We start from the raw sequence: 23,616 nt of genomic DNA, 5'->3' as shown, positions 1-23,616 counted from the left end.
TAAAAACCCCCTCTTCACTTTGAAGAGGGGGACATAATTGTTCCTCCTCTTATTATGCAAAACATTCGTTTTGCAGGTATTAGCACCGTTTCAAACATTTCGTTTGAAGGTTGCCGGGTTTCACAGGGCCTTTCCCTCCACCGCTCTCAATAAGAGTTGTCTTTATTATTTTATTTATGTAGCTAAAAGGAAATGCGTTCCCCTTTTAACAATGTTTGTTAATTTTTTAATAAATTTAGCATGCACAAAATTAAAAGTCAATGACACTTGCGGAAAAATAAAAATTATTTAAAATAAAGTTGCAATTCAATTATCTTTTATTGTAAAGTTAAAAACATAATAAAAATTTCATACGAACATTCTTATCTAGAGAGGTAGAGGGACTGGCCCTGTGACGCCTCAGCAACCATTAACATTTTGTTAATAAGGTGCTAATTCCAGCAAATTGTGAAAGATTTGACAGATGAGAAGAAGACTCTATTCAAACCGAAAGCCTTCTTCTTAGAAGGCTTTTTTTATTTTATATTCACTTAATGTTTCAATTTAAAAAGGAGGAATTTTCACATGTCAACAATCGAAACAAAACTAGCACAAATCGGAAATCGTAGTGAAACTACAACTGGAACGGTTAATCCACCAGTTTATTTCTCAACCGCTTATCGCCACGAAGGAATTGGTAAATCTACTGGCTTTGACTATTCACGAACTGGCAATCCAACTCGCGGTCTTTTAGAACAGGCGATCGCAGACTTAGAATATGGCGAACAAGGTTATGCCTGTAGTTCAGGGATGGCGGCTGTTCTCCTCGTCCTTTCTTTATTCCGCTCTGGAGACGAACTTATTGTATCTGAAGATTTATACGGGGGAACGTATCGATTATTTTCTGAGCATGAAAAAAAGTGGAATGTTCGATGTAGATACGTAAATACACAGTCTATTAAACAAATTGAGCAAGCTATCACAACTGAAACGAAGGCTATTTTCATAGAAACTCCAACTAATCCATTAATGCAAGTTACTGATATTGCTGCTGTCGCAACTGTAGCGAAAAGGCACGGACTACTTCTTATTGTAGACAACACATTCTACACACCTTATATACAGCAACCATTAACAGAAGGTGCTGACATTGTACTTCATAGCGCAACGAAATATTTAGGGGGACATAACGATGTACTAAGCGGGCTTGTCGTTGCAAAAGGAAAGGAACTTTGCGAGGAAATCGCTCATTATCATAATGCATCAGGTGCAGTTTTAAGCCCATTTGACTCATGGTTATTAATTCGCGGTATGAAAACGTTAGCGCTTCGCATGAGACAACATGAAGAAAATGCGAAAGCAGTTGTTGCGTATTTAAATGATGAAGACGGGGTGACAGATGTATTTTATCCAGGAAGAGGCGGCATGATTTCATTCCGCCTTAAAGATGAAGCTTGGATTAATCCATTCTTACAATCTTTATCCTTAATTACATTTGCCGAAAGTCTTGGTGGTGTAGAAAGTTTAATGACTTATCCAGCAACGCAAACACATGCTGATATTCCTGAAGAAATTAGAACAGCAAACGGCGTATGCAATTGTCTTCTTCGATTCTCAGTTGGCATTGAAAATAGTAACGATTTAATTCAAGACTTAAAGCAAGCCATTAAACTCGTAAAAGAAGGTGTAAGAATATGAGCTATTCTATAGATACACTCTTACTACACAACCAATATAAACATGACTCGCAAACAGGCGCTGTGAACGTTCCTATTTATAACACATCAACTTTTCACCAGTTTGATGTAGATACGTTCGGAAAATATGACTATAGCAGGTCAGGAAATCCAACTCGTGAAGCTCTTGAAGATATCATTGCTTTATTAGAAGGCGGAACAAAAGGATTCGCCTTTGCATCAGGCATTGCAGCGATTTCCACTGCATTCCTCCTTCTTTCACAAGGTGATCACGTACTCATTTCAGAAGATGTGTACGGAGGCACTTACCGAGTGATAACTGAGGTACTCTCCCGTTACGGTGTTTCACATACATTTGTTGATATGACCAATTTAGAAGAAATAAAACAAAACATGAAACCAAATACAAAGCTCTTTTATGTAGAAACACCTTCTAACCCACTTTTAAAAGTGACAGATATTCGCGAGGTTTCTAAACTCGCAAAATCTATTGGCGCTCTTACTTTTGTTGATAATACATTTTTGACACCACTATTCCAAAAACCACTTGAACTTGGAGCTGATGTCGTTCTTCATAGTGCTACAAAATTTATTGCTGGTCATAGTGATGTTACTGCCGGATTAGCAGTAGTAAAAGATGCAGAACTCGCTCAAAAGCTTGGATTTTTACAAAATGCATTCGGTGCTATTTTAGGACCTCAAGATTGTTCTCTCGTACTTCGCGGTCTAAAAACATTGCACGTACGCCTCGAGCATTCAGCTAAAAATGCCAATAAAATCGCACATTATTTACAAGAGCACGCTAAAGTACAAAATGTCTATTATCCGGGATTACAAACACATCTCGGATTTGATATTCAACAATCTCAAGCAACATCAGCTGGAGCGGTCTTATCGTTTACTTTGCAGTCAGAAGATGCACTCCGCCAATTTTTATCAAAAGTAAAATTACCTGTTTTTGCAGTTAGTTTAGGAGCTGTAGAGTCAATTCTTTCTTATCCAGCAAAAATGTCACATGCAGCACTGTCGCAAGAAGCTCGTGATGAAAGAGGAATCTCTAATTCATTACTTCGGTTATCAGTCGGTCTTGAAAATGTTAACGATTTAATATCCGATTTTGAAAATGCCCTTTCTTATGTAGAAGAACCTGTAAATGCATAGAGAAAAAGAAGATATGAGATTAGGTTTTCATATCTTCTTTTTCTGCGTTTTAGTTATATTCATTTGAATTTCTTCTTTTCTTATAGTCCATAAAAAAATAAAAGTATATCATCTATTTCTAAATAATGGATTAATTGATATATTAAGAAATAAAAAGGGGTGAAAATAATGGATATTTGTTCAGATATTTTAATCGTTATCGATTTACAAAATGGCGTATGTTATAGCGAGGAGCATTTATTTGATTTACAGAACTTACTAACAAAAGTAAATAAAAGAATTTATTCATACAGAAAATTAAATAAACCAATCCTTTTTGTTCAACATTGTGATGATGATTTAGTACCCGAGAAAGAACTTTGGGCTATTCATACCGATCTAGATGTTCAAGAACAAGATTTTTTTGTAAGAAAAACACATGCAAATTCATTTTATAAAACAAACTTAAAAGAAATTTTAGATCAATTATCTGTAAATTGCATTGAATTTTGTGGCGCCCAAACAGAGTACTGTATGGATGCTACGATTAAGTTTGCCCACGGACTAGGATACGAAAACTTTATGGTACAGAAAACAACCTCTACGTTGAATAATCCTTTTATGTCCGCAAAAGAGACAATTGATTTTTATGAGAACATATGGAATCACAGGTTTTTAACGTTGCTAAAAGATGAATTTTAGAATAAATGACTAATGACTTGATCATCCTAAGATTTATCAGCTGTAAGCAAATATTTCATTATCACCATAAAGAAGCGAATTACATTCAGCTTCTTTTCTTTTAACCTGTTTTATATTCTATATATATCATTATAATTCCTTTGTCATATTATTTTAAAAATTTCGTATATTCATTTGAAAGAATAAGAAAATCATGATAAAATTGTGTTACAAATATATCTATATCTTTCAATTTTTAAAACGCATCGAAATTTTCACCCAAAAATGTCATTTTACAAAAACATGCTAATTTACCTATTTTATTTACATCAGGGTCTCTTTTCTTACAATTTCTTTACTTTAGGACTTTTTTTCTGCAACAACTATTTTCTTTTCTTTAAATTTTTGGTATGTATAGTATGGTATAATAGCTCACACGGAGGTGGAAAAGAACATGTTAGAAACCTTTCAAAAAGAATTAGAACTATATGAAAGTAATGCAGAATTATTAAAAGTGCTAGCTCATCCTGTTCGTTTATGTATCGTAAAAGGATTAATCGAGCGCGGTCCAAGCAACGTTTCTACAATGTATACTGGCTTAAACATGCCACAATCTACAATTTCACAGCATTTAGCAAAATTAAAAAGCGCTAAAATCGTTTCTAGTGAAAGAAAAGGATTGGAAATTTATTACAAAGTAGAGAATGAAACAATCATTCAACTCGTTCGCGTATTATTAGGTTAGGGACTAATAATCGAAGAAAAAGAACGTATTCTATATTTTTCATCTCATATCTTTAATATAAATATATATCATGAGAGGAAATATATAATACTACATAAGTCGTATTAAAAAACAAGACACAGTATATACTGTGTCTTGTTTTTTATATTGTTACATACCGATCCAAATGTAAATGTTGCATATCTTTTGTATGTATAACAACATCAAATGCACTCCCTACTCCTCCATTCAAAATCATAGAACGAACTGCTCGATTTTGTTTTTGCGTTTCAGAAAAAGGATTCGTATCTTGATGGCTCGTAAGCTGTTCTAATATCCCTGCAGCTAACAAGAACTCAGATTGTTTCTTATGCCATACTGCACTCATTCCTTGCATACTAAACATCTCCTTTAGCTCGTCCCAATGAATATGAGTAGTAAGATCCATTTCACCTGGATGCGCTAGTGGGTTACGTATTAGCTTATGCTGATAATACCCTCGCAAACTTCCTTCACGGTGTGCTGGATGCATCCATTCTTCTTTTGTGTATCCATAATCAACTGTAATACATATACCTTTTTGAAACCATTTCGCAATTTCTTTTATATACTCCTCCATCACAATTGGTACTTCAAAACGTTGCCCTTCAGCAATATGAATATTATATTTCAATAAATAGCGACCAATTCTTTTATCTAACGGCCTACATACTTCTGAAAGGTTTCCTTCCTCTGTATATGTAATACGTACTTCATACAACATACCATTTCTTTTCTCAATTATTTCAACAGGAAGTGCATCAAACAACTCATTCGAAAAAAGAATTCCCTCGAAAGAATCTCCCATTTCACTATAGGAGGTATAGTACGATACATTAGAAAATGAGCCAAGGTGCTCCTGCTGTAATTTTCTATGAAAAGGGCTCACTTCAATCATTGAATAGTTTAAATCAATAAAGGTTTTTGGAGATAATTGCTTCCATTCTTGTAAAACATCATAGGCAAACTTCCCTGTTCCTCCGCCAATTTCACAAATATTCGGAGCAACTTCACCATTTTCAACAAGACGAATAAAAAGTTTAGCAAAAGTTTTTGCAAACACAGAGGATACGTTGCTACTTGTAAAAAAATCCCCTTGTCTTCCAATCTTTTCACGTTCTTTCATATAATATCCATGACCTTCTGTATACAATACAAGGTTCATATACGTACTATATGAAATTGAATAATCCTTTTCTTTCCCCATCCATTCTCTTAAAATGAGCTCCATTCCCATAATGACTCCTTATTGTAAAAACGGATTATTTTCTTTTTCAAAGCCAATGCTTGTTTCTGGACCATGTCCACATAAAACCGCTGTTTCATCTGGTAATACAAATAATTTCTCTTCAATACTTCCAATTAATTCAGCGAAACTTCCACCAGGTAAATCTGTTCTTCCAATGCTCATTTGGAACAATACATCTCCTGAGAATACAGCATTCGCCTCTTTACTATAATAAGAAATACTTCCTGGAGAATGTCCTGGTGTCTCAAAAATTTCAAAATTAAATGATCCAATTGTTAATGTACCTTCTGCATCAATAATATGATCCGCTGGTTTTGCTGTAATACTGCGGTTCATCATAAAAATTTGAGAGCCGTTTACAGTTGCATCTCCTAACCAATCTGCTTCTTCTTTATGTACGTACACAGGAATATGAAAAGTGTCTCTTACCGCATCAACAGCACCGATATGATCAAAGTGAGCATGTGTTAATAAAACAGCTAATGGTTTTAATTGTTCTTCTTGTAAATATGTAACGAGCTTTTCACCTTCATGACCAGGGTCAAAGATAATGCACTCTTTTTGATCGTTCATTAAAATATAAGCATTCGTTTGTAATGGGCCTAACGGCATTTGTATCCATTTCATATGAAAATCTCCTCCAGTTATTAAACTTACTTTTAATGATACAACATTTCTTTCTCTGAGGAAAAGAAAGGATGCTATCTCGACAATCATTTTTAAAACATGTACAATATAAAAGAGTAAATATTCCAAAAACTCATAATAAGAAATGGGTAGACAGAGGAGGATATTGTATGGGCCTTGTTATTATTTTTACACTTGTCACTCTGTTAGCTGTATTTGCTACGCTTAGAACACTTCGTGAAAAAAACTTTTTCGCGAGCGGCTTTGCAATTGCAACTGTACTCGTTTTCGGATGGTTTACGATCATGACTGTTCTATATAACGGGTATCCACCAGCAGCTTAATTCGTTTACACTTTATTCTTCATCGAGATTTCACACAAAAAGAGGAAGGGTTCCCCCTTCCTCTTTTCATATTTCACAACTTATATCATCTTCGCTTCGTATTTGTGCTTTTTTACAAGCCAAGCTCCTCCGATAACACCTGCATCATTACCAAGTGTTGCAATAGCTAACTTCGTGCTCTTTACAGCACGTGAGAAAGCGTATTGCTCGAAATAGCGTTGAATTGGTTCTAATAGCGCATCTCCAGCTTTAGACACGCCTCCACCAATAACAATTTTCTCTGGGTTCAATGTACTAGAAAGGTTCGCTACAGCTAATCCTAAATAAGAGGCTACTTTTTCTACTACTTCACCTGCTAATTCATCACCTTGTCCAAGTGCTTCAAAGACATCTTTTGATGTAATACGTCCTTCTTCAGCTAACATAGAACGCAACATGCTCTCTTTATTAGTCTCTTGTATTTTTTGCATAGCAACACGTACAATACCTGTCGCAGATGCTACTGTTTCTAAGCAACCAGACTTCCCGCAATTACATGGGAAAGCATTTTCTGTAACGACTGTAATATGTCCAATCTCACCAGCAGCACCACTCACGCCGTGTACAATCTCACCATTGGCGATTACACCACCACCAACGCCCGTACCAAGTGTCATACAGATTAAATCTTTTGCACCTTCACCAGCACCTTTCCACATTTCACCAAGCGCTGCTAAGTTTGCATCATTATCAATAACAACAGGTAATCCTGTTTCTACTTCTAATAAATCTTTTAGCGGATAGTTTTTCCATCCTAAATTAACCGCTTCATAAATCATTCCAGACGCCACATGTACAGGACCAGGAGCTCCCATACCAATACCAATTAACTTGCTCTTCAATTCGCCTAATTCTTCTAGCTTTTTATCAATTGCTTTCGCAACATCAAGTGTAATATGTTTTCCTTGCTCACCTGTATTCGTAGGGATTTCCCACTTATGTAAAATTTCACCGTACACATTAATAAATGCTAATTTAATCGTTGTACCACCAAGGTCAACACCAACTAACCATTTCTCTTCCATGTTGCTTACCTACCTTTATCTAATTCTTATTTAGCTCTTTTTGAATTTCTTGCTTCAATAAAAATAAAGCTGTTTGATAGTCTTGTGGATCGATTAGCTGTGATTGATTTAATTCACGCAATTCATCTTGCATTAATTGTAAATCTGCAATTCGATCTCCCGTATAAATAATCGTACCAAATTTCTTTAGCAATTGCTGAATATCATAAATAGATACCATTTCATCACCCTCTATGCTCACTTACTATAAAAAAATTATAATAAGAAAACGTTCACATATTTTATTATAATCAAGAAGAAAAAGTCTCGTCAATTTTTATTTGTCTATACAAGCTTATTTGTAAGCAGTGTTCCTTTTTCTGTAATAATTTTTTCTATGTTTTTATCAAATGGCTCTACCGGAATGTGTTTTACCATTTGAAAATCATACGCTAATGACAGCGTTTTCCCTTTATAATGCACGAGATAACGATCATAATAGCCACCGCCGTACCCAATTCGCTCTCCTCGTTCTGTATAAGCTACGCCTGGGACAATTTGAAGATCAATTTCATCCATATTCACTTCTTCCGTAAGCCCGGGAATCGGTTCACGTAAATTCATATACACCGTTTCTAATTGATCAAAATTATTAATTTGCCGGAAGGACATCGTTCTTGTTCCTTTATTACACTTAGGAACTACAACTTTCTTTCCTTCTTCCCAAGCTTTTTCGATAATAGGATATGTATTCACTTCATTTTCCATTGAAAGAGTAATTCCAATTGTTTTAGCTTCAACCCACTCTTTTTGCGCATACAACGAAAATGCAATCTGTTCTGATAAAGTTGTATACTGTTCTTCTGATAAAGAATTCATGTGTTCTATTATTTGTTTACGCAAACGTACTTTCTCTGCTTTCACACATTCTCCCCCTTACAGTGACACTTTACTCTATGCTGATAGTGTATCACTTTTAACATAGGAATCGAATAAAAAAAGAAACAGTAGGAAAATATTCCTACTGCTTACTTTGTTTCACGGTGTAACGTAGACTTCTTGTCACGCTTGCAATACTTTTTAAGCTCGATACGCTCAGCGTTGTTACGTTTATTTTTCTTTGAGATATAGTTACGATCTCCGCATTCTGTACATGCTAGAGTAATATTCACACGCATTCTTATTTCCCTCCAGTACTAATAACTTAAATCAGACTATACTATAATACCACTTTTAAAATAAAAATTCTACACCTTTTGATATTGTCTAATTTTTTCTATAAGATTTTTCATATTTTCCCTTGCTATCACTGGGTTTCTAGCATGTGAATACACCAAAAATTTTGGTTGTTTTATGTCAGAAACGATATAAGACCACTCTTTTTCAGTATATTTGAACTGCACTCCTTCAAATATCCCTTCTCCCTTCCTTTCTATATCATCCAATAATTTCCTCATAATTTCCCCTTTTTCATTCCATGAACATACCACTTCATCATAAAGTAAATAGAGCGGAGGTGATTGCTCTACTATGCTGAGAAACGTTTTTCCTTGCAATGCTATTAGCTCGAATAATTTTCCAATCCGATATAAAATATCTCGCTTCCACCTCACTTGAAACGACTTTCTTTCATCCTGCGTATAAAATAGAAGATAACATTCTCCTAACTTCAAAGACATTGGGTAAATATTTCCTGTCGATTCGAGCAAGAAATCTGGAATATCTACCTCTTCCAAATCTGTACCTTGGTAAATATTACTATGTTTATCGTATAACTCGAAATGATTTCCTTTCTCCGAAAACATAAGAGCCATATTCGCTTTACTTGATTTCATCAAAGCTTTCACATGATCTTTTTGTTCGCTTGCATAAATCCATGTAACTGTACAACCAAGTCTTTGCAGAAAGAGCATAAGTAAATGTTGCAACGTATCATCTCTCTTATTAATAAGAAGATGAAACTTCTGCATCTGTATTTTCTCGATATCAATATGCTCCAATATAACTTCTATATACTCATTCATAGAAACATGAACGAGCTTATTACGCCCCATTTCTTTCTCCTGCACGTAATAAAACAATTCGGACATATATATTTGTTCTATCTCTTTTTGCTGCTTATACGTTAACGGCATGCCAGCTTGACCGTATAACTTTATAACAATCTCATTCTCATTCTCCACTTGAATGAAAACACCACCTGCACATTGCAAATGATGAACACTATATTGAAAAAGTGACTCGTTCATTTCTTTACATTCCATCGTATGAATCCCTATACCATGAATAGCATGTAAAAATAAATTTTTATAAGAGGTTGTTTCTATATTTTCTTGACTTCCAATTAATATACTTTCTCCTTTTTCAAAAAGAGAACCATACGCCATCGCAATCTTCACGATAAACTGGGGAGTAATTTCAACATTCCCTCTTCCTACAATGCGGCTTTTTTGTAACCACCCTGCACTCATTTCACTCTCTTGAATACCAGCCGCTCCTACTATCGAATGACTATCAATCGCCTTATAAGGCCATAGTTTTCCTTTTTGCTTAATTACCGTACTTCTCCCGATATGACAGTGATCCGCTACAACACTTTTTTGAAACAGTGTAACATCATCTTCAACTATTGTACGCTCTCCTATTGTCGTTTCTAATAGTTCACAATACTTCCCAATGTGGGCATTCGCAAAAACAATACTTTTTTGAAGATGAGAATAACTTGAAACGATACTATTTTTCCCAATAATAGAATATGGCTCAATTACAGCTCCTGTACCAATCTTTGCTCCTTCTCCAATAAAAGAGGGGCCATGAATTTTCGTCCCTTTACCAATCGTCACCCCTTCCCCCATCCATACCATAGGTAATACTTCTGTATAAGGAATAGGTACTTGTAACTTTTTCGTTAACAAATCAAATTGTGCTTGTCGATATTGATTAAATGTGCCGATATCTAACCAATAACCTTCTGACAAATATGCGAATAACAAATTTTTGTTTGCCAATAATGGAAACACATCATGACTGAAATCAAAAAATTGCCTAGGCGGTATGTAAGAAAAGATTTCTGGCTCCATAATATATATGCCTGTATTCACAACATTAGATACTACCTCATTCCAGCCCGGCTTTTCTATATATCGTGTAACCTCCTGGTTTTTATTCATTACAACCAATCCAAATGAGAGTGGATTTTCTACTTCTTTCACAAACATTGTTACCATTCTTTTCTTTTGTTCATGAAACCTAATTCCTTCTGATAATTGAAAGTCAGTTAATGCATCCCCGCTTATCACAACAAATGTTTCATCTAAAAATTGTTCTGCTTGTTTAATACTCCCTGCTGTGCCAAGCGGAGGAGAGTCTTCAAAATAATACAAGTTAACTCCCCATTTACTACCGTCACCAAAATATTGCTTAATGGTCGTACTCATATATTGAACAGTAATTGCAATTTCACGAATACCATGCTGACGTAATAACTCAATATTATATTCTAAAACTGGTTTTTCTAATAATGGTAACATCGGCTTTGGAGTATTACATGTTAATGGTCTAAGGCGTCTTCCTTTTCCTCCAGCTAAAATAACCCCCTTCATATACTTCAGCCTCCACTTATATAATGTTCAGTAACTCCATATACCATATGTATATTCCCTATCCCACATGAACTAGCAGCATAAACTTGATTAGTTAAACAAATCCTCATTTAGAAGACCATATAATTAAATTTCTCACCTATAAAAACGTATGTTTCAAACAACAAGAAAGCGCTTACTGTAAATTGGTAAATAATACTTATTAACGACAAACATATATACTAATTTTTCCATTACATTATGATACATCTTATCATCATAAACTAAAGGAAACAACGAGCTTTTTTTGTCATGTTTTGACTAAAAAAAGCAGGTGATTTCTCATCACCTGCTTTTATTCCTACTCATTCAATAAATAATGCTTTCCTTTTACTAAATAAAAGACATTTTCAGCAATATTTGTAATATGATCTGCTACACGCTCAATATATCTCGCGACAAATGATAATTGTGTAATTTGCGTAATTGCTTCTGGTTGTTCCGGAACCGACGATATAAACTCACGAATTGCTTTTCCATATATTTCATCAACGGAATCATCCATTTCAGCAATTTGTTTCGCAAAAGTTAAATTTTCTTGTTCATATGCTTCTAACGCTAAATGCAACATCTCATTTGCAACCGCAAACATTTCATCCAGGTTGTGCAAACTAACAGCCACTTCTTTTTCCCCAAGACGAATTGTAGCCTTTGCAATATTAACAGCATGATCTGCAATACGCTCTAAATCTGTCGCTGTTTTAATTGAAATAAAAATCCTTCTTAAGTCACTTGCTACAGGTTGCTGCTTCGTAATGAGCATAAGCGCAAGATCGTTTATTTCCTCTTCTAAATTATCCATGCGGTAATCACCATCAATGACCTCTAACGCTTTCTCTACATCCCTTGTATGCAGACCTTCCATAGCCATCAATAAAGCCGCATTTGCTAATTCTCCAAGCTCGATCACCTTTTGCTGTAACGCTTTTAAATCACCTTGAAACTGTTCTCTTACCATTTTTCTTCCCCCTCAATATTATGTGCCATTATATAAAAGTGAAACTTTAATCAACCCTCATCAATCGGGATTTGATAGGCAGCAAGATCCCCTCCCTAACTTCTTTGCTTTCGCTAAATTTTAAGGTGGGGGTCTTACTGCCCGCAAATAGCGGGGTAAATCTCCTACATAGCCTCTTGCGCTTGTAATAAACCTTAAGATAAGGAGAAGTATTAGTTCTCTATTAACAGTAAGATAAAATAAGAAATGCCCTCTGTTAAGAGGGCATTTGCTCTTAGCTTTGAAACGATATCAACCAAAGCGACCTGTAATATAATCTTCTGTACGCTTATCTGAAGGAGTCGTAAATAATTTGTTTGTATCTGTATACTCCACAACTTCCCCGCTTAAGAAGAAAGCTGTTTTGTCTGAAATACGCGCTGCTTGTTGCATATTATGCGTTACGATAACAATACTAAAATCTTTCTTTAGCTCTTGAATTAATTCTTCTACTTTTAATGTTGAAATTGGGTCTAATGCCGATGTTGGCTCATCCATTAAAATAACGTCTGGCTCAATAGCTAAGCAGCGTGCGATGCATAGACGCTGTTGCTGTCCACCAGATAAACCGTATGCATTATCGTGCAAACGATCTTTTAACTCATCCCAAATCGCTGCTCCACGTAAACTTTTTTCAACAATTTCATCTAATGTCTTTTTGTCACGAATACCATGGATTTTTGGACCGTATGCTACATTCTCATAAATAGATTTTGGAAATGGATTTGGCTTTTGGAACACCATTCCTACATGCGTTCTTAATTCTTCAACTGGATATGATTTATCAAATATATTGCGTTCTCTATATTCAATTACACCTGTAGTTCGAACAATCGGTACTAATTCTACCATGCGATTTAATGTTTTTAAGTAAGTTGATTTACCACAGCCACTTGGACCGATAATGGCTGTAACTTCATTCTCATGAATACTTAAATTAATATCTTTTAAAGCATGGTCTTCCCCATACCATAAATTTAAGTTTTTCGTATCAAATACTACCTTCTTTGGCGCAGTCTCGATTTTCTCTTCGTTTTTCACCTGTACATTTACTACTGTTGCTACCATTTGAATTCCCCTTTCATCCACTTCCAACTTATTTTCGATTTCGTAACCATAAAACAAATATATTAATAAATAGCAACAAACCTAACAAAACAATCATCCCAGCTGCTGCTACATACTGAAATTCTTCTTGTGGCCTACTCATCCAATTAAAAATTTGAATTGGTAGAACTGTAAATCTATCAAACATACTAAATGGAACATAATTTGCAAACGCAAGTGCCCCAATAACTAATAGTGGTGCAGCTTCTCCAATTGCTCTTGATATCGCTAACGTACAGCCCGTTATAATCCCTGGGAAAGCATATGGCAATACAATTTGATACATCGTTTGCCACTTCGTAGCACCTAATCCGTAAGAACCCTCTAATAATACACTTGGTACTGATCGAATTGCTTCTTGACTCGCCACAACAACTGTTGGTAAAACGAGTAGACTCATCGTCAGTGCTGCTGCAACTATACTCTCTCCTAAATGAAGAGCATATACAAAAATAGTTAAACCAAGCAATCCAAATACAACGGATGGTACTCCTGCTAACGTTTGATTATTAATCTCTATTATTTTTTTAAATAGAGATTCCTTCGCATATTGCTCTAAATAAAGTGCTGTTCCAACTCCAAATATAAAAGAAACAGGTATAACAATACTCATAAATAATATTGTCCCTGACAAAGCTGCAGCAATACCAGCTTCTTTCGGATTACGTGAAGCGAAATTTGTAAAGAAATTTATTGAAAGATAACTTATACCTTTTTCAACAATTTGAAACAGTAACAAAAACAAAATTACCATTGAAAATAAAATTGCTATATAAAATAACAATTTGTAAATTCGATCTTTTAAAAAGCGTGATGCCATGTTTTTTTGTATTTTTTTATGATTCAACATTCGCATATTATGTCATCCTCCTAAAACGGCGCATAATAGACTGCGAAATGATGTTCATAATAAAGGTAAACAAAAATAACGTTGCACCTACAGCATACATGCTGTAATACGTAATCGTTCCATGCGGAGCATCACCTAAACTTACTTGCACAATATAGGCTGTTAACGTTTGAATAGAATGTGTCGGATCAAGCGATACATTCGGTGTGGATCCTGCTGCAATTACAACAATCATCGTTTCACCAATTGCACGAGAAGCCGCTAATATAATTGCTGCCATAATCCCTGTAAAAGCGGACGGAAACACCACTTGTTTTACCATTTCAAACCGCGTCGCTCCGAGTGCTAATGAAGCTTCTTTCGTCCCTTTCGCCACAGCTCTCATCGCGTCTTCAGATAGAGATGCAACTGTAGGCATCATCATAAATCCGATAACGATTCCTGGACTAATCGCATTAAAAAACTGTAAATCTGGTATAAGCCTTTGTAAAAGCGGCGTAACAATTGTTAATGCAAAAAAACCATATACAATTGTCGGGATACCTGCTAATAGCTCTAACATCGGCTTTAATATTTTCCGTGCACTATTTGAAGCATATTCGCTTAAAAATACGGCACACGCTAAACCGATAGGAATTGCTACAAACATAGCAATTGCAGTTATAAGGAACGTTCCACATATGAGTGGTAATATACCGAATTTAGGGTCTTCAAAAAATGGTAACCATTCTTTCTCCGTCAAAAAGGAGTATAATGATATTTTTTGAAAAAACATGATTGTTTCATTAGAGAGCGTAAAAACAATTCCAAGTGTCGTCACAATAGAAACGCTAGCAATTATTTTTAGTAATAAAGGCACTATTCGATTGATTCGCTGCGTTTTTTTTCTTTGTTTTGTATTTCTTTCAATCAAATGTTGTACAGAAAATGTAATTTGACTTTTGTCATTATGAGCCAAAGATGAAAACCCCTTTCCACCCTGACATTACCTTTTTATTTCTGTTAACATACGCAGCTGTTCATTGTATTTTTCTTTTCGTAATTTTACATACCCGACCTCTTCAGCGAGGTTACCGACATGCTGAATCATAAACTCAACATAGTTTGCTACATTCATTTTATTTCGGATAGATGCATTATTCACATAAGCAAGTAGCGGCCTAGATAACGGCTTATACTTACCTGATTGAATGGTCTCTTTCGTCGGAAATACACCATTTACTTTTATTGCTTTCACCTTATCTCGATTAGCCATATAATAAGCATATCCTACAAAAGCAATGGCATGTTTATCATTCATTACCCCTTGCATAATAACTTGATCATCTTCAGACAAAGAGACTTTTTTTACAATGCGATGATTTTGTAAGATGACATTTTGAAAATAATCATACGTACCAGAGTCTACGCCTGGTGCATAAAACTTCACTTGTTCACGTGGCCATGTTGAATGAATTTGTGACCATCGCTTCTCTCTTCCATCTTCACTCCAAAGTAGTCGTAACTCGTCTACTGACATATCGTCTACCCATGTATTATGGCGATTCACAACAATCGTAAGACCGTCGTTAGCAACCTCAAAAGGTGTGAACTGAATAGAGTTTTTCTTCATTTCATTTTTCTCGACTTGTTTCATTACTCTCGAAGCATTATTTATATCTACTTCTCCTTTACTGAAACGATTAAATCCTCCCCCAGTTCCAGAAATACTGATGGAAATTTTCACGTCTGCATGCACCTTTGTATATTCCTCCGCTACTGCTTCTATAATAGGAAAAACCGTTGAGGATCCATCAACTCTCACTTCTCCCTTATCATTTAAAGCAAATGCAGTAGACATTTCAAAACAGAGGAACCATATTGATAATACGAAAATCTTAATCGGTGTACGCATCCATTTCACGTGTTTTTCCTCCTAGAAGTAACCGGAAATAACAGGATTACAGATATAAGAATACTGCTAAACTATTAATTCGGTTTTAATTGTTTGTAAAAGTTTTGTAAAGTTCCACAAAAATCAACATACGATACAATTTTAATTCAGTAGTAGCTATTCATTTCCTCTGATGATTTCCCTATAAAATATTTATCCCCTATCCCACCATATACAAGTATCATTTATAGGGCCGCGTTTTTTAAATGTTGTATACTTGTCCACATTTATTACACGATATGCATAAACCATAAAAAAAAGCACACTATCTTTTCATATAGTGTGCTTTTTTACAACTTTTTTATTCATCATCTTGATCTTTGTTTTTATTGTCTTTATCATCTTTTGGAGCTTCACCATTTACTTCTTTGTTTTTCAAATCAAAGTAAGCGTCCATAATTTCACGACCAATATATCCATTAATACCAGTCTTATCATCATGTACCCATGGAACGACAACAGAGAATGCTACTTCTGGATCTTCAAGTGGCGCATAACCTACTAATGTTAAGTTATATGTTTCCACACGTTCACCTTTTGCATTTCTACCAATCTCTTTATCTCCACCATACACAGTTTGAGCTGTACCAGTTTTCCCAGCAGCTTTATATTTTGCACCTGTAAAGTACTTTGTAGCTGTACCACCTGAATCATTATACACTTGTCTAAATCCTTCTTGAACACGTTTAATTTGCGATTCTGGCATATCAATACGATTTAATACTTTCGGTTCCATAGATTGAACAACTTTCCCAACTTCATCTGGTTTCACTGCCGGTTGACGAATTTCTTTTACAACTTGTGGTTGCATACGATATCCACCATTGGCAATCGTCGAAATATATTGCGCTAATTGAAGCGGTGTATACGTATCATACTGTCCAATTGATAAATCTAGTAAGAAACCTGGTTGACTACTCTTACCCATCTGACCAGCAGATTCATTCGGTAAATCAATTCCTGTTTTTACACCAAGTCCAAACTGTCCGAAATAATAACGCATCGTATCAAATGCTTTTTGAGGTATATCTAACGTACCACCTCTCACATATGGAACACCGGCGATATTCATCGCTGTTTTAAACATATAAACGTTAGAAGACATTTTTAAAGCTGTAAGGTCATTAATGTATCCCATCGTTTTCCAAGACGACTTCGTAGGTGTACCTTTTAATTTAATTGGTTCATCCAATTGTACTGCCCCTGGTTGAATCGCACCAGTTTGATATCCAGTAAGTACTGTTGCACCTTTTACAGTTGACCCCATCGGATAAGAACTTGTCATGGTACCTAATGCAAAGTCATTTACTTTCGTTTGACCATCTTCGTTAACTAATTGTTTCCCCGCCATAGATAAAACTTCACCATTTTTTGGGTTCATCATTACAACAAATGCGCGATCTAAAAGAGGTTCACTTCCTTTAAACCTCATTAAATTCTTCGCAAGAATATCTTCCACGCGCTTTTGTAATTCCATATCAATTGTTAAGTTCAGGTCATTACCACTTTGTCCTTTTGAAACATTAATCGTTTCTAAAATATTACCGTTTTTATCTGTAACATTTCTAACTTCTGCTTTCGTACCATGCAGGCTATCTTCATACTGTTGTTCAAGATAACTTTTTCCTACTCGGTCATTTCGATTGTAATCACGAACAAGATAGTAATCTAGTCTTTCTCTCGGTAAGCCTTCATCAGATGTCGACACCCCACCAAGTACACTTCGGAATAAATCATCGTACGTATATTTTCGCTCCCAATCAACATTCGTATCTACACCTGGTAATGCTGCTAGGTTTTCACTAATAATCGAATATTCCTTTTCTGTAGCATCCTTTTTAATAACTTGAGGTGTCATTGCATATCCGCCGTCCATCTTACTCTTAATCGCTAGTATTTCTAGATCTTTGGCGGATAATTGATTAATCTCTTCTTCTGTTACACGACTTCGCTGACGCTCGTCTAATTCTTTATCATCAATTTTTTTATCTTTAAACTCTTGACGATCTTTATTCGTAATTTTTTCTTTAGCTTCCTCTTTATGCATAGCAAGCCAATAATCTTTTTTATCGCGATCTGTTAATTTATCTGTCGGTACTTCAATCAAATCTGCTAGCTTTTTCGCTGTTTCTAAGCGATCCTCTGCAGTTGATCCCTTCATTTTTGTAAATGTAATAGTACGAATGGCTGCATTATCTACTACAGGTCGCCCATAACGGTCAAATATTTTCCCACGCGGTACAGGATTACTTATCGTTGAGTTTTCTTTCTTCTCCACTTCATTCTTATATTCTTCACCGCGAACAATTTGTACATATCCGAGCCTTACAATAACCGCGGAGAACATTAAAAACACGCAGAAAAACAACACGTTTAATCGAAAAGGAACGTGGGTCTTTTTCTTATTTTGCTTCTGCTTCTTGCTCATACAAACCCCCTCTACCAACAGCTATGTAATGTGAAAGGGACACCCTCATACAGGTGTCCTCACTGCTGTCTTACATCTTTTTCTATTCTAGCATAAAACAAACGAGAAGTTAACCTTCTGGTTCAGTTTGGTTTTGCGCGTTCTCTTGCGTTACAACACTTGTTTTACTCGCATTTCCCTCATCATATTTGACATTTTTAACTGCAAAATAAATAAGAAAATGTCCAGCACCTAAAATACATAATAAGTAAGGTAAACTTTTTTCAGGTGGAAAGAATAGTACAGCACATAAAAAACTTAAAATGGAACAGATTCTTCCGGCGTTTAACCATAACTCCCGAACAACGACATATTCCACACGCCATTCTCTCGCATTTTTCGCTCTACCAATTACGTCATATGTCATTGATCCATACGGAACAAGTAAAATAGGATATGCAATCGCAATACATGCCGCATAAATAAGTAATTTCGTGTATGTAACATTGAAAATAACTAAAAAGACGACAGCATATAAAATAATGCCCCCAAGTAAAATTGCTTTTTTTCGCCACTCCTTCTTTAACATACGAGCAACTAAGTAATAACATACAAAGGATACAGCAGAGTTCACTAAACTGTATTTCCCTAATGCGAACTCACTATTAGTTGCTAAATAAACATATACTGAAATGACAAAAATAAACGTCCCTTCTCTCAATCCTTGGAAAAAATGAGCTCGTGTAATCTTTCCCCAATTTTTATCAATCCGTCGTTCTTTCAATACTTGCACGATTTCATAACGCCCTTCACATTCTCTTTTAGATAAAAAGAAGCTTAAGACGACAGCAATTGCAAATAGAACTAATGAAAGAAAGAATATAACAGTATAGCCACTCCATTTCTCCATACGTGAAATTGTGTATCCTGCTGCTATTGGTCCAATCATCCCAGAGAAGGATGTAAGAAGTCCAAGAAACCCATTAAAGAAATCTCTTGTTTCTGGTTCTGTAATTTCAAATGTCAATAAGTTAAAAGCCAACCAGTAAAAACCGTATCCTACTCCTAAAAGAGCCCCCATTAATAGAATATACTGAGAAGCACTTTTCCCTGCTACTAAGACAACGATAAAAAAAATCGCGAGCGTTCCTACCCCTATTCGTAATAAAATCGAGCGATCGATACGTTTCGCTAATTTCCCCCCTACAAGAAATGTGAGAGGCTGTAATACCACGCTGGCTAAATTATACAAGCCAAGATTCACATAATTTTGTGTTTGTTTCCATAAATAAATATTTACAAACGTATTCGATAAAGAAATTGCGAGCGTGTATAAACCTCCTATAAGGAGCAATAACACTAAATCCCGATTCACTTCAACGTCACCAATTATATGTTTCCATTTCATACACAACTCTCCTTTACTTCATGTTCTAGTCTTCCAAAGACAAGCCCAATTATGTAAAAGGAAAGCATAGAAAAAAGCTAAGGGCTCTCCCCTAGCTTTTTCTATATTTGTTACAATTATTTTGCTTCTTGGTAACGTTTTTCAGCAGCGTTCCAATCTACAACGTTCCAGAATGCACCGATGTAGTCTGGACGACGGTTTTGGTAGTTTAAGTAGTAAGCATGCTCCCAAACATCTAAACCGATAACTGGCGTTTTACCTTCAGTTAAAGGAGAATCTTGGTTTGGAGTGCTTGTTACTTCTAACTCACCATTGTTTACTACTAACCAAGCCCAACCAGAACCGAAGCGAGTTGCGCCAGCTTTTGCGAATTCTTCTTTGAATGCATCGAAGCTACCGAATTTTGCTTCAATTGCAGTTGCAAGTTCACCTACAGGTTGTCCTCCGCCGTTTGGAGATAGGATTGTCCAGAAGAATGTATGGTTAGCATGTCCGCCACCATTGTTACGTACTGCTGTACGGATTGCTTCTGGTACTTCGTTTAAGTTTGCAACTAATTCTTCTACGCTTTTGTCAGCTAATTCTGCATGACCTTCTAAAGCAGCGTTTAAGTTTGTAATGTACGTGTTGTGATGTTTTGTATGATGGATGTTCATTGTTTCTTTGTCAAAGTGAGGCTCTAAAGCATCATACGCATAAGGTAAATTTGGTAATTCGTGTTTTGCCATTGTTATATTCCTCCCAGTTTATGTATTGCCACTTAAGTGACATACAACTTCATTCTACCCTAATTGCCATAGGGTGCAAACAAATAAATCACATTGTCTTGCTATCATTAAAGTAGCAAAATTCCCACTTCTTTTCAATTAAAATGCTCATATATTCCGTAAAAAAAGCTTCCTTCTACAAGGAAGCTTCCTGCTAACATAATAAACATGTGAAATGGATATGGACCCTGTAGGACTCGAACCTACGACCGGACGGTTATGAGCCGTCTGCTCTAACCAGCTGAGCTAAGGGTCCAGAATTATGTATGTAACAACATATCAAATAAAGGAATTCCTATCGGATATGCTCTTTAAGAAATGTAAGATAAATTTACCATATAGAAAAGAAAAGTGTCAATTGTATTTTTCTTATTTAAAAGAAGAAAGTTAATAAAAGAAATTTAGTTATCTCCACTATATGTAAATATAATATATCTTGAGATTCTCTAGATTACTACGTTACAATGATTTCATACATACATAAAGGAAGTGAATCTATGTCCATATTTACCCAATTCGTAAAAAGCATATACTCGCCTAAAGATATGGCGCTATTCCGTTTTCAAAAAATCGGTAAAACCATTTTGTATATTATGCTACTTTGCTTAATTACTACTATTCCAAGAACTTTTTTGTACGGTAGTTTTATCCAAGATGGTGTAAGCATGGTAAATCAAGTCATCGATAAAGATTTACCTGATTTTAAAATTGAAAATGGCGAACTAAAAGCCGATATTGATCAACCTATTGAAAAAGAAGAAGGAAATGCACTTTTCGTATTTGATCCAAATTCAACAGACCTAGAAAAATATCAAAATAAAACAGGTTTATTTGTTTTAAAAGATAAAGTAGTCTCTATGGGAAATGGTCAAATACAAACGTATTCTTATAACGATTTGTTAGGTGCATCTCTTGAGAAAAAAGATCTACAAGAATTTATTTCTTTATTCGATAATATTTATCCAATTTTATTATTTGTTATTGGATTCTTAGTGTACCTATTCCAATTATTCATCACTTTTGTAGGTGTGACTTTACTTGCGTTCATCGGTTCTGCTATGAGCGGTCAACGTAAACTATCCTATAAACAAGTTTGGACACTAACTGCATACAGCTACACAATCCCAACAATCTTCTTTATGATTATGGATGCATGTAAGATTGTCGTACCTGGATCAACATTCATCTATATCGCAGTTGTTTTAATTGTTCTGTACTTAACGATTAAAGAAGTTCCAAAACCGAAAGAAAAATAAGAACGAAAAAAAATGCCTAAATAGGCATTTTTTTTTTGGACAAGCATATATTCCTAGCAAAGGAGTGAAGAATATGAAGAGATTAGGTATATTCCTATTCGTGCTTGTTCTCGGTTATATATTTTATTACGATATAAAAATCGGTACTTTACCGATGTTAAGTTCATATAAAAAAACAACTGCTGCTCAAACGATTAAAAAAGAAAACACAGACAGTCAACAGAATAAAGAGAACAAAACAGAAAAAGAAACGGATGTATCTTATAAAACAATTGAAGTAAAAACTGGTGAGACAGTTCTTTCTATTACAGAACAAATTAACAAGAAAAAAATTCCTTCCATAGAAAAAGTCATTAACGACTTTAAACAATTAAACAAAAGTACATCTGCTACAAAAATACAAATTGGAAAGTCTTATAAATTCCCCTTATATCAATAAGCTATCACTTAATCCTTGTCAATTACATAAAGGCGCTGATACAATAGTAAAAGTGAAACCGAGTACTTCGGTTTCTATAGCCCTATATCACGTATACTATCATTGATATGAGGGACTAAATAAGAAACTTCTTTTATAAGGAGAGCGATCTATTCGTGAATGAAATGACTCATCGTACAAAAACACGTCCAGTTAAAGTCGGTAATTTAACAATCGGCGGTAATAATGAATTAATTATACAAAGTATGACAACAACAAAAACACATGATGTTGAAGCAACAGTTGCTGAAATTAAGCGTTTAGAAGAAGCCGGCTGTCAAGTCGTCCGCGTTGCCGTTCCAGATGAACGCGCAGCAGATGCTATTGCTGATATAAAAAAACAAATCAACATTCCACTTGTTGCTGATATTCATTTTGATTATCGCCTTGCTTTAAAAGCAATTGAAGGCGGCATTGATAAAGTACGTATCAATCCAGGTAACATTGGTCGTCGCCATAAAGTAGAAGCTGTTGTAAATGCAGCAAAAGAGCGCGGTATTCCAATCCGTATTGGTGTAAACGCTGGTTCATTAGAGCGTCATATTTTAGAAAAGTACGGGTACCCAACTGCAGATGGTATGGTTGAGAGCGCGCTACATCATATTAAAATTTTAGAGGACCTAGATTTCCACGATATTATCGTATCTATGAAAGCCTCTGATGTTAACTTAGCAATTGAAGCATACGAGAAAGCTGCTCGTGCTTTTGATTATCCATTACATTTAGGTATTACAGAATCTGGAACATTGTTTGCCGGAACTGTAAAAAGTGCTGCTGGTCTTGGAGCAATCTTAAATAAAGGCATCGGAAATACACTACGTATTTCATTAAGTGCTGATCCAGTTGAAGAAGTAAAAGTTGCTCGTGAACTATTAAAATCATTCGGTCTTGCGTCTAACGCAGCAACACTTATCTCTTGTCCAACTTGTGGTCGTATTGAAATTGATTTAATTAGCATCGCTAACGAAGTGGAAGAATACATCTCTACACTTCAAGTACCAATTAAAGTTGCAGTACTTGGTTGCGCTGTAAATGGCCCTGGTGAAGCTCGTGAAGCTGATATCGGTATTGCCGGTGCACGTGGAGAGGGATTATTATTCCGTAAAGGGCAAGTCGTTCGTAAAGTACCAGAAGAAACAATGGTAGAAGAACTGAAAAAAGAAATCGACGTAATTGCTGCTGAAATGGCTGCTGAACGAGAAAAAGAAAAAGAGACACAAGAACAATAAAAAGAAGGTTGCCACAACAT

23 protein-coding genes, 1 tRNA gene and 2 riboswitches are annotated in these 23,616 nt (G+C 35.4%); of the genes, 8 read left to right on the top strand and 16 right to left on the bottom strand.

From position 1 onward, the window contains the following. Nucleotides 1–46: 46 nt before the first annotated feature. A riboswitch (SAM riboswitch) is annotated at nt 47–156 on the bottom strand. A gap of 203 nt (nt 157–359) precedes the next feature. Further along, nucleotides 360–470: riboswitch (SAM riboswitch) on the top strand. A gap of 94 nt (nt 471–564) precedes the next feature. The 4 genes from metI (at nt 565) to QO049_RS16335 (ending at nt 4,242) form a co-directional block, all read left to right on the top strand. Next, entirely contained in the window at nt 565–1,677 is a 1,113-nt protein-coding gene (gene metI, locus QO049_RS16350; RefSeq protein ID WP_000103888.1) for a cystathionine gamma-synthase/O-acetylhomoserine thiolyase, read from the top strand. Continuing rightward, nucleotides 1,674–2,837: a cystathionine beta-lyase gene (metC, locus tag QO049_RS16345; protein WP_000122301.1), complete on the top strand. Its 1,164-nt coding sequence runs from the start codon at nt 1,674–1,676 to the stop codon at nt 2,835–2,837. The genes metI and metC overlap by 4 nt, the downstream gene beginning before the upstream one ends. Before the next feature lie 168 nt (nt 2,838–3,005). Continuing rightward, nucleotides 3,006–3,518: a cysteine hydrolase family protein gene (locus tag QO049_RS16340; protein WP_000350341.1), complete on the top strand. Its 513-nt coding sequence runs from the start codon at nt 3,006–3,008 to the stop codon at nt 3,516–3,518. A gap of 433 nt (nt 3,519–3,951) precedes the next feature. Continuing rightward, complete coding sequence (locus QO049_RS16335; protein WP_000894377.1) at nt 3,952–4,242, top strand: ArsR/SmtB family transcription factor; 291 nt, start codon at nt 3,952–3,954, stop codon at nt 4,240–4,242. A 142-nt stretch (nt 4,243–4,384) separates the two neighbouring features. On the opposite strand, the gene QO049_RS16330 is transcribed toward QO049_RS16335, so the two are convergent. Then, nucleotides 4,385–5,497, bottom strand: a complete 1,113-nt coding sequence (locus QO049_RS16330) for a class I SAM-dependent methyltransferase (protein WP_000525142.1) — start codon at nt 5,495–5,497, stop codon at nt 4,385–4,387. Between the two features lie 9 nt (nt 5,498–5,506). After that, complete coding sequence (locus QO049_RS16325) at nt 5,507–6,136, bottom strand: MBL fold metallo-hydrolase (protein ID WP_000871233.1); 630 nt, start codon at nt 6,134–6,136, stop codon at nt 5,507–5,509. A gap of 170 nt (nt 6,137–6,306) precedes the next feature. On the opposite strand from QO049_RS16325, the gene QO049_RS16320 reads away from it, so the two are divergent. After that, nucleotides 6,307–6,480 carry a DUF2759 domain-containing protein gene (locus QO049_RS16320; protein ID WP_000524852.1) on the top strand — a complete coding sequence of 58 codons (174 nt, stop codon included), beginning with the start codon at nt 6,307–6,309 and terminating at the stop codon, nt 6,478–6,480. An 80-nt stretch (nt 6,481–6,560) separates the two neighbouring features. Here the strand turns inward: QO049_RS16320 and glcK are convergent, their stop codons facing one another. The 14 genes from glcK to QO049_RS16250 form a co-directional block, all read right to left on the bottom strand. After that, entirely contained in the window at nt 6,561–7,544 is a 984-nt protein-coding gene (glcK, locus tag QO049_RS16315) for a glucokinase (RefSeq protein WP_000391701.1), read from the bottom strand. A gap of 19 nt (nt 7,545–7,563) precedes the next feature. Then, entirely contained in the window at nt 7,564–7,764 is a 201-nt protein-coding gene (locus tag QO049_RS16310) for a YqgQ family protein (RefSeq protein WP_000253699.1), read from the bottom strand. A gap of 104 nt (nt 7,765–7,868) precedes the next feature. Continuing rightward, on the bottom strand, nt 7,869–8,447 hold the full coding sequence (locus tag QO049_RS16305; RefSeq protein ID WP_000642751.1) for a 5-formyltetrahydrofolate cyclo-ligase: 579 nt from the start codon (nt 8,445–8,447) through the stop codon (nt 7,869–7,871). A 104-nt stretch (nt 8,448–8,551) separates the two neighbouring features. Continuing rightward, nucleotides 8,552–8,701, bottom strand: a complete 150-nt coding sequence (rpmG, locus tag QO049_RS16300) for a 50S ribosomal protein L33 (protein WP_001265616.1) — start codon at nt 8,699–8,701, stop codon at nt 8,552–8,554. A gap of 69 nt (nt 8,702–8,770) precedes the next feature. Next, nucleotides 8,771–11,125: a sugar phosphate nucleotidyltransferase gene (locus tag QO049_RS16295; RefSeq protein ID WP_246961230.1), complete on the bottom strand. Its 2,355-nt coding sequence runs from the start codon at nt 11,123–11,125 to the stop codon at nt 8,771–8,773. 340 nt (nt 11,126–11,465) lie between these two features. Then, a complete protein-coding gene (gene phoU / locus QO049_RS16290; RefSeq protein ID WP_000251243.1) occupies nt 11,466–12,122 on the bottom strand; it encodes a phosphate signaling complex protein PhoU in 657 nt (218 codons plus the stop codon). Nucleotides 12,123–12,413: 291 nt separating this feature from the next. Beyond that, nucleotides 12,414–13,229, bottom strand: coding sequence for a phosphate ABC transporter ATP-binding protein (pstB, locus tag QO049_RS16285; protein WP_000226681.1), 816 nt, complete (start codon nt 13,227–13,229; stop codon nt 12,414–12,416). A gap of 28 nt (nt 13,230–13,257) precedes the next feature. Next, on the bottom strand, nt 13,258–14,124 hold the full coding sequence (gene pstA / locus QO049_RS16280; RefSeq protein ID WP_001242564.1) for a phosphate ABC transporter permease PstA: 867 nt from the start codon (nt 14,122–14,124) through the stop codon (nt 13,258–13,260). Nucleotide 14,125: 1 nt separating this feature from the next. Next, nucleotides 14,126–15,076 (bottom strand): phosphate ABC transporter permease subunit PstC, encoded by a 951-nt coding sequence (gene pstC / locus QO049_RS16275; RefSeq protein WP_000940912.1) that lies wholly within the window; start codon nt 15,074–15,076, stop codon nt 14,126–14,128. Between the two features lie 27 nt (nt 15,077–15,103). Next, nucleotides 15,104–16,021, bottom strand: a complete 918-nt coding sequence (locus QO049_RS16270) for a PstS family phosphate ABC transporter substrate-binding protein (RefSeq protein ID WP_246961232.1) — start codon at nt 16,019–16,021, stop codon at nt 15,104–15,106. A 331-nt stretch (nt 16,022–16,352) separates the two neighbouring features. Further along, nucleotides 16,353–18,479: a peptidoglycan D,D-transpeptidase FtsI family protein gene (locus QO049_RS16265; protein ID WP_000038982.1), complete on the bottom strand. Its 2,127-nt coding sequence runs from the start codon at nt 18,477–18,479 to the stop codon at nt 16,353–16,355. Nucleotides 18,480–18,588: 109 nt separating this feature from the next. Beyond that, nucleotides 18,589–19,866, bottom strand: a complete 1,278-nt coding sequence (locus QO049_RS16260; protein WP_000871385.1) for an MFS transporter — start codon at nt 19,864–19,866, stop codon at nt 18,589–18,591. A gap of 116 nt (nt 19,867–19,982) precedes the next feature. Then, on the bottom strand, nt 19,983–20,594 hold the full coding sequence (gene sodA, locus QO049_RS16255) for a superoxide dismutase [Mn] (RefSeq protein WP_001052031.1): 612 nt from the start codon (nt 20,592–20,594) through the stop codon (nt 19,983–19,985). Between the two features lie 221 nt (nt 20,595–20,815). Beyond that, nucleotides 20,816–20,889, bottom strand: a tRNA-Ile gene (locus tag QO049_RS16250). Between the two features lie 241 nt (nt 20,890–21,130). Here QO049_RS16250 and yqgB point away from each other — a divergent pair. The 3 genes from yqgB to ispG all read left to right on the top strand — a co-directional run bounded on the left by yqgB (nt 21,131) and on the right by ispG (nt 23,596). Beyond that, complete coding sequence (gene yqgB / locus QO049_RS16245; protein WP_000021899.1) at nt 21,131–21,889, top strand: protein YqgB; 759 nt, start codon at nt 21,131–21,133, stop codon at nt 21,887–21,889. 73 nt (nt 21,890–21,962) lie between these two features. After that, entirely contained in the window at nt 21,963–22,328 is a 366-nt protein-coding gene (gene yqfZ, locus QO049_RS16240) for a protein YqfZ (protein WP_097918792.1), read from the top strand. Nucleotides 22,329–22,492: 164 nt separating this feature from the next. Beyond that, on the top strand, nt 22,493–23,596 hold the full coding sequence (ispG, locus tag QO049_RS16235) for a flavodoxin-dependent (E)-4-hydroxy-3-methylbut-2-enyl-diphosphate synthase (RefSeq protein WP_153577907.1): 1,104 nt from the start codon (nt 22,493–22,495) through the stop codon (nt 23,594–23,596). Nucleotides 23,597–23,616 lie beyond the last annotated feature (20 nt).

The organism is Bacillus sp. RB3, from assembly GCF_030164735.1.
Taxonomy (GTDB): Bacteria; Bacillota; Bacilli; order Bacillales; family Bacillaceae_G; genus Bacillus_A; species Bacillus_A cereus.
Note: the sequence above shows the minus strand (reverse complement) of the source record. Positions and strands in the feature narration are given on the sequence as shown.

What these genes read in the sequence shown, in the direction of transcription:
- QO049_RS16335 (WP_000894377.1), top strand. Translation starts at nt 3,952, where the DNA reads ATGTTAGAAACCTTTCAAAAAGAATTAGAACTATATGAAAGTAATGCA.
- pstB (WP_000226681.1), bottom strand. Translation starts at nt 13,229, where the DNA reads ATGGTAGCAACAGTAGTAAATGTACAGGTGAAAAACGAAGAGAAAATC.
- QO049_RS16295 (WP_246961230.1), bottom strand. Translation starts at nt 11,125, where the DNA reads ATGAAGGGGGTTATTTTAGCTGGAGGAAAAGGAAGACGCCTTAGACCA.
- pstA (WP_001242564.1), bottom strand. Translation starts at nt 14,124, where the DNA reads ATGCGAATGTTGAATCATAAAAAAATACAAAAAAACATGGCATCACGC.
- QO049_RS16320 (WP_000524852.1), top strand. Translation starts at nt 6,307, where the DNA reads ATGGGCCTTGTTATTATTTTTACACTTGTCACTCTGTTAGCTGTATTT.
- QO049_RS16260 (WP_000871385.1), bottom strand. Translation starts at nt 19,866, where the DNA reads ATGAAATGGAAACATATAATTGGTGACGTTGAAGTGAATCGGGATTTA.
- QO049_RS16310 (WP_000253699.1), bottom strand. Translation starts at nt 7,764, where the DNA reads ATGGTATCTATTTATGATATTCAGCAATTGCTAAAGAAATTTGGTACG.
- QO049_RS16330 (WP_000525142.1), bottom strand. Translation starts at nt 5,497, where the DNA reads ATGGGAATGGAGCTCATTTTAAGAGAATGGATGGGGAAAGAAAAGGAT.
- QO049_RS16265 (WP_000038982.1), bottom strand. Translation starts at nt 18,479, where the DNA reads ATGAGCAAGAAGCAGAAGCAAAATAAGAAAAAGACCCACGTTCCTTTT.
- sodA (WP_001052031.1), bottom strand. Translation starts at nt 20,594, where the DNA reads ATGGCAAAACACGAATTACCAAATTTACCTTATGCGTATGATGCTTTA.
- QO049_RS16325 (WP_000871233.1), bottom strand. Translation starts at nt 6,136, where the DNA reads ATGAAATGGATACAAATGCCGTTAGGCCCATTACAAACGAATGCTTAT.
- metC (WP_000122301.1), top strand. Translation starts at nt 1,674, where the DNA reads ATGAGCTATTCTATAGATACACTCTTACTACACAACCAATATAAACAT.
- QO049_RS16340 (WP_000350341.1), top strand. Translation starts at nt 3,006, where the DNA reads ATGGATATTTGTTCAGATATTTTAATCGTTATCGATTTACAAAATGGC.
- yqfZ (WP_097918792.1), top strand. Translation starts at nt 21,963, where the DNA reads ATGAAGAGATTAGGTATATTCCTATTCGTGCTTGTTCTCGGTTATATA.
- metI (WP_000103888.1), top strand. Translation starts at nt 565, where the DNA reads ATGTCAACAATCGAAACAAAACTAGCACAAATCGGAAATCGTAGTGAA.
- ispG (WP_153577907.1), top strand. Translation starts at nt 22,493, where the DNA reads ATGACTCATCGTACAAAAACACGTCCAGTTAAAGTCGGTAATTTAACA.
- glcK (WP_000391701.1), bottom strand. Translation starts at nt 7,544, where the DNA reads ATGGAAGAGAAATGGTTAGTTGGTGTTGACCTTGGTGGTACAACGATT.
- rpmG (WP_001265616.1), bottom strand. Translation starts at nt 8,701, where the DNA reads ATGCGTGTGAATATTACTCTAGCATGTACAGAATGCGGAGATCGTAAC.
- phoU (WP_000251243.1), bottom strand. Translation starts at nt 12,122, where the DNA reads ATGGTAAGAGAACAGTTTCAAGGTGATTTAAAAGCGTTACAGCAAAAG.
- yqgB (WP_000021899.1), top strand. Translation starts at nt 21,131, where the DNA reads ATGTCCATATTTACCCAATTCGTAAAAAGCATATACTCGCCTAAAGAT.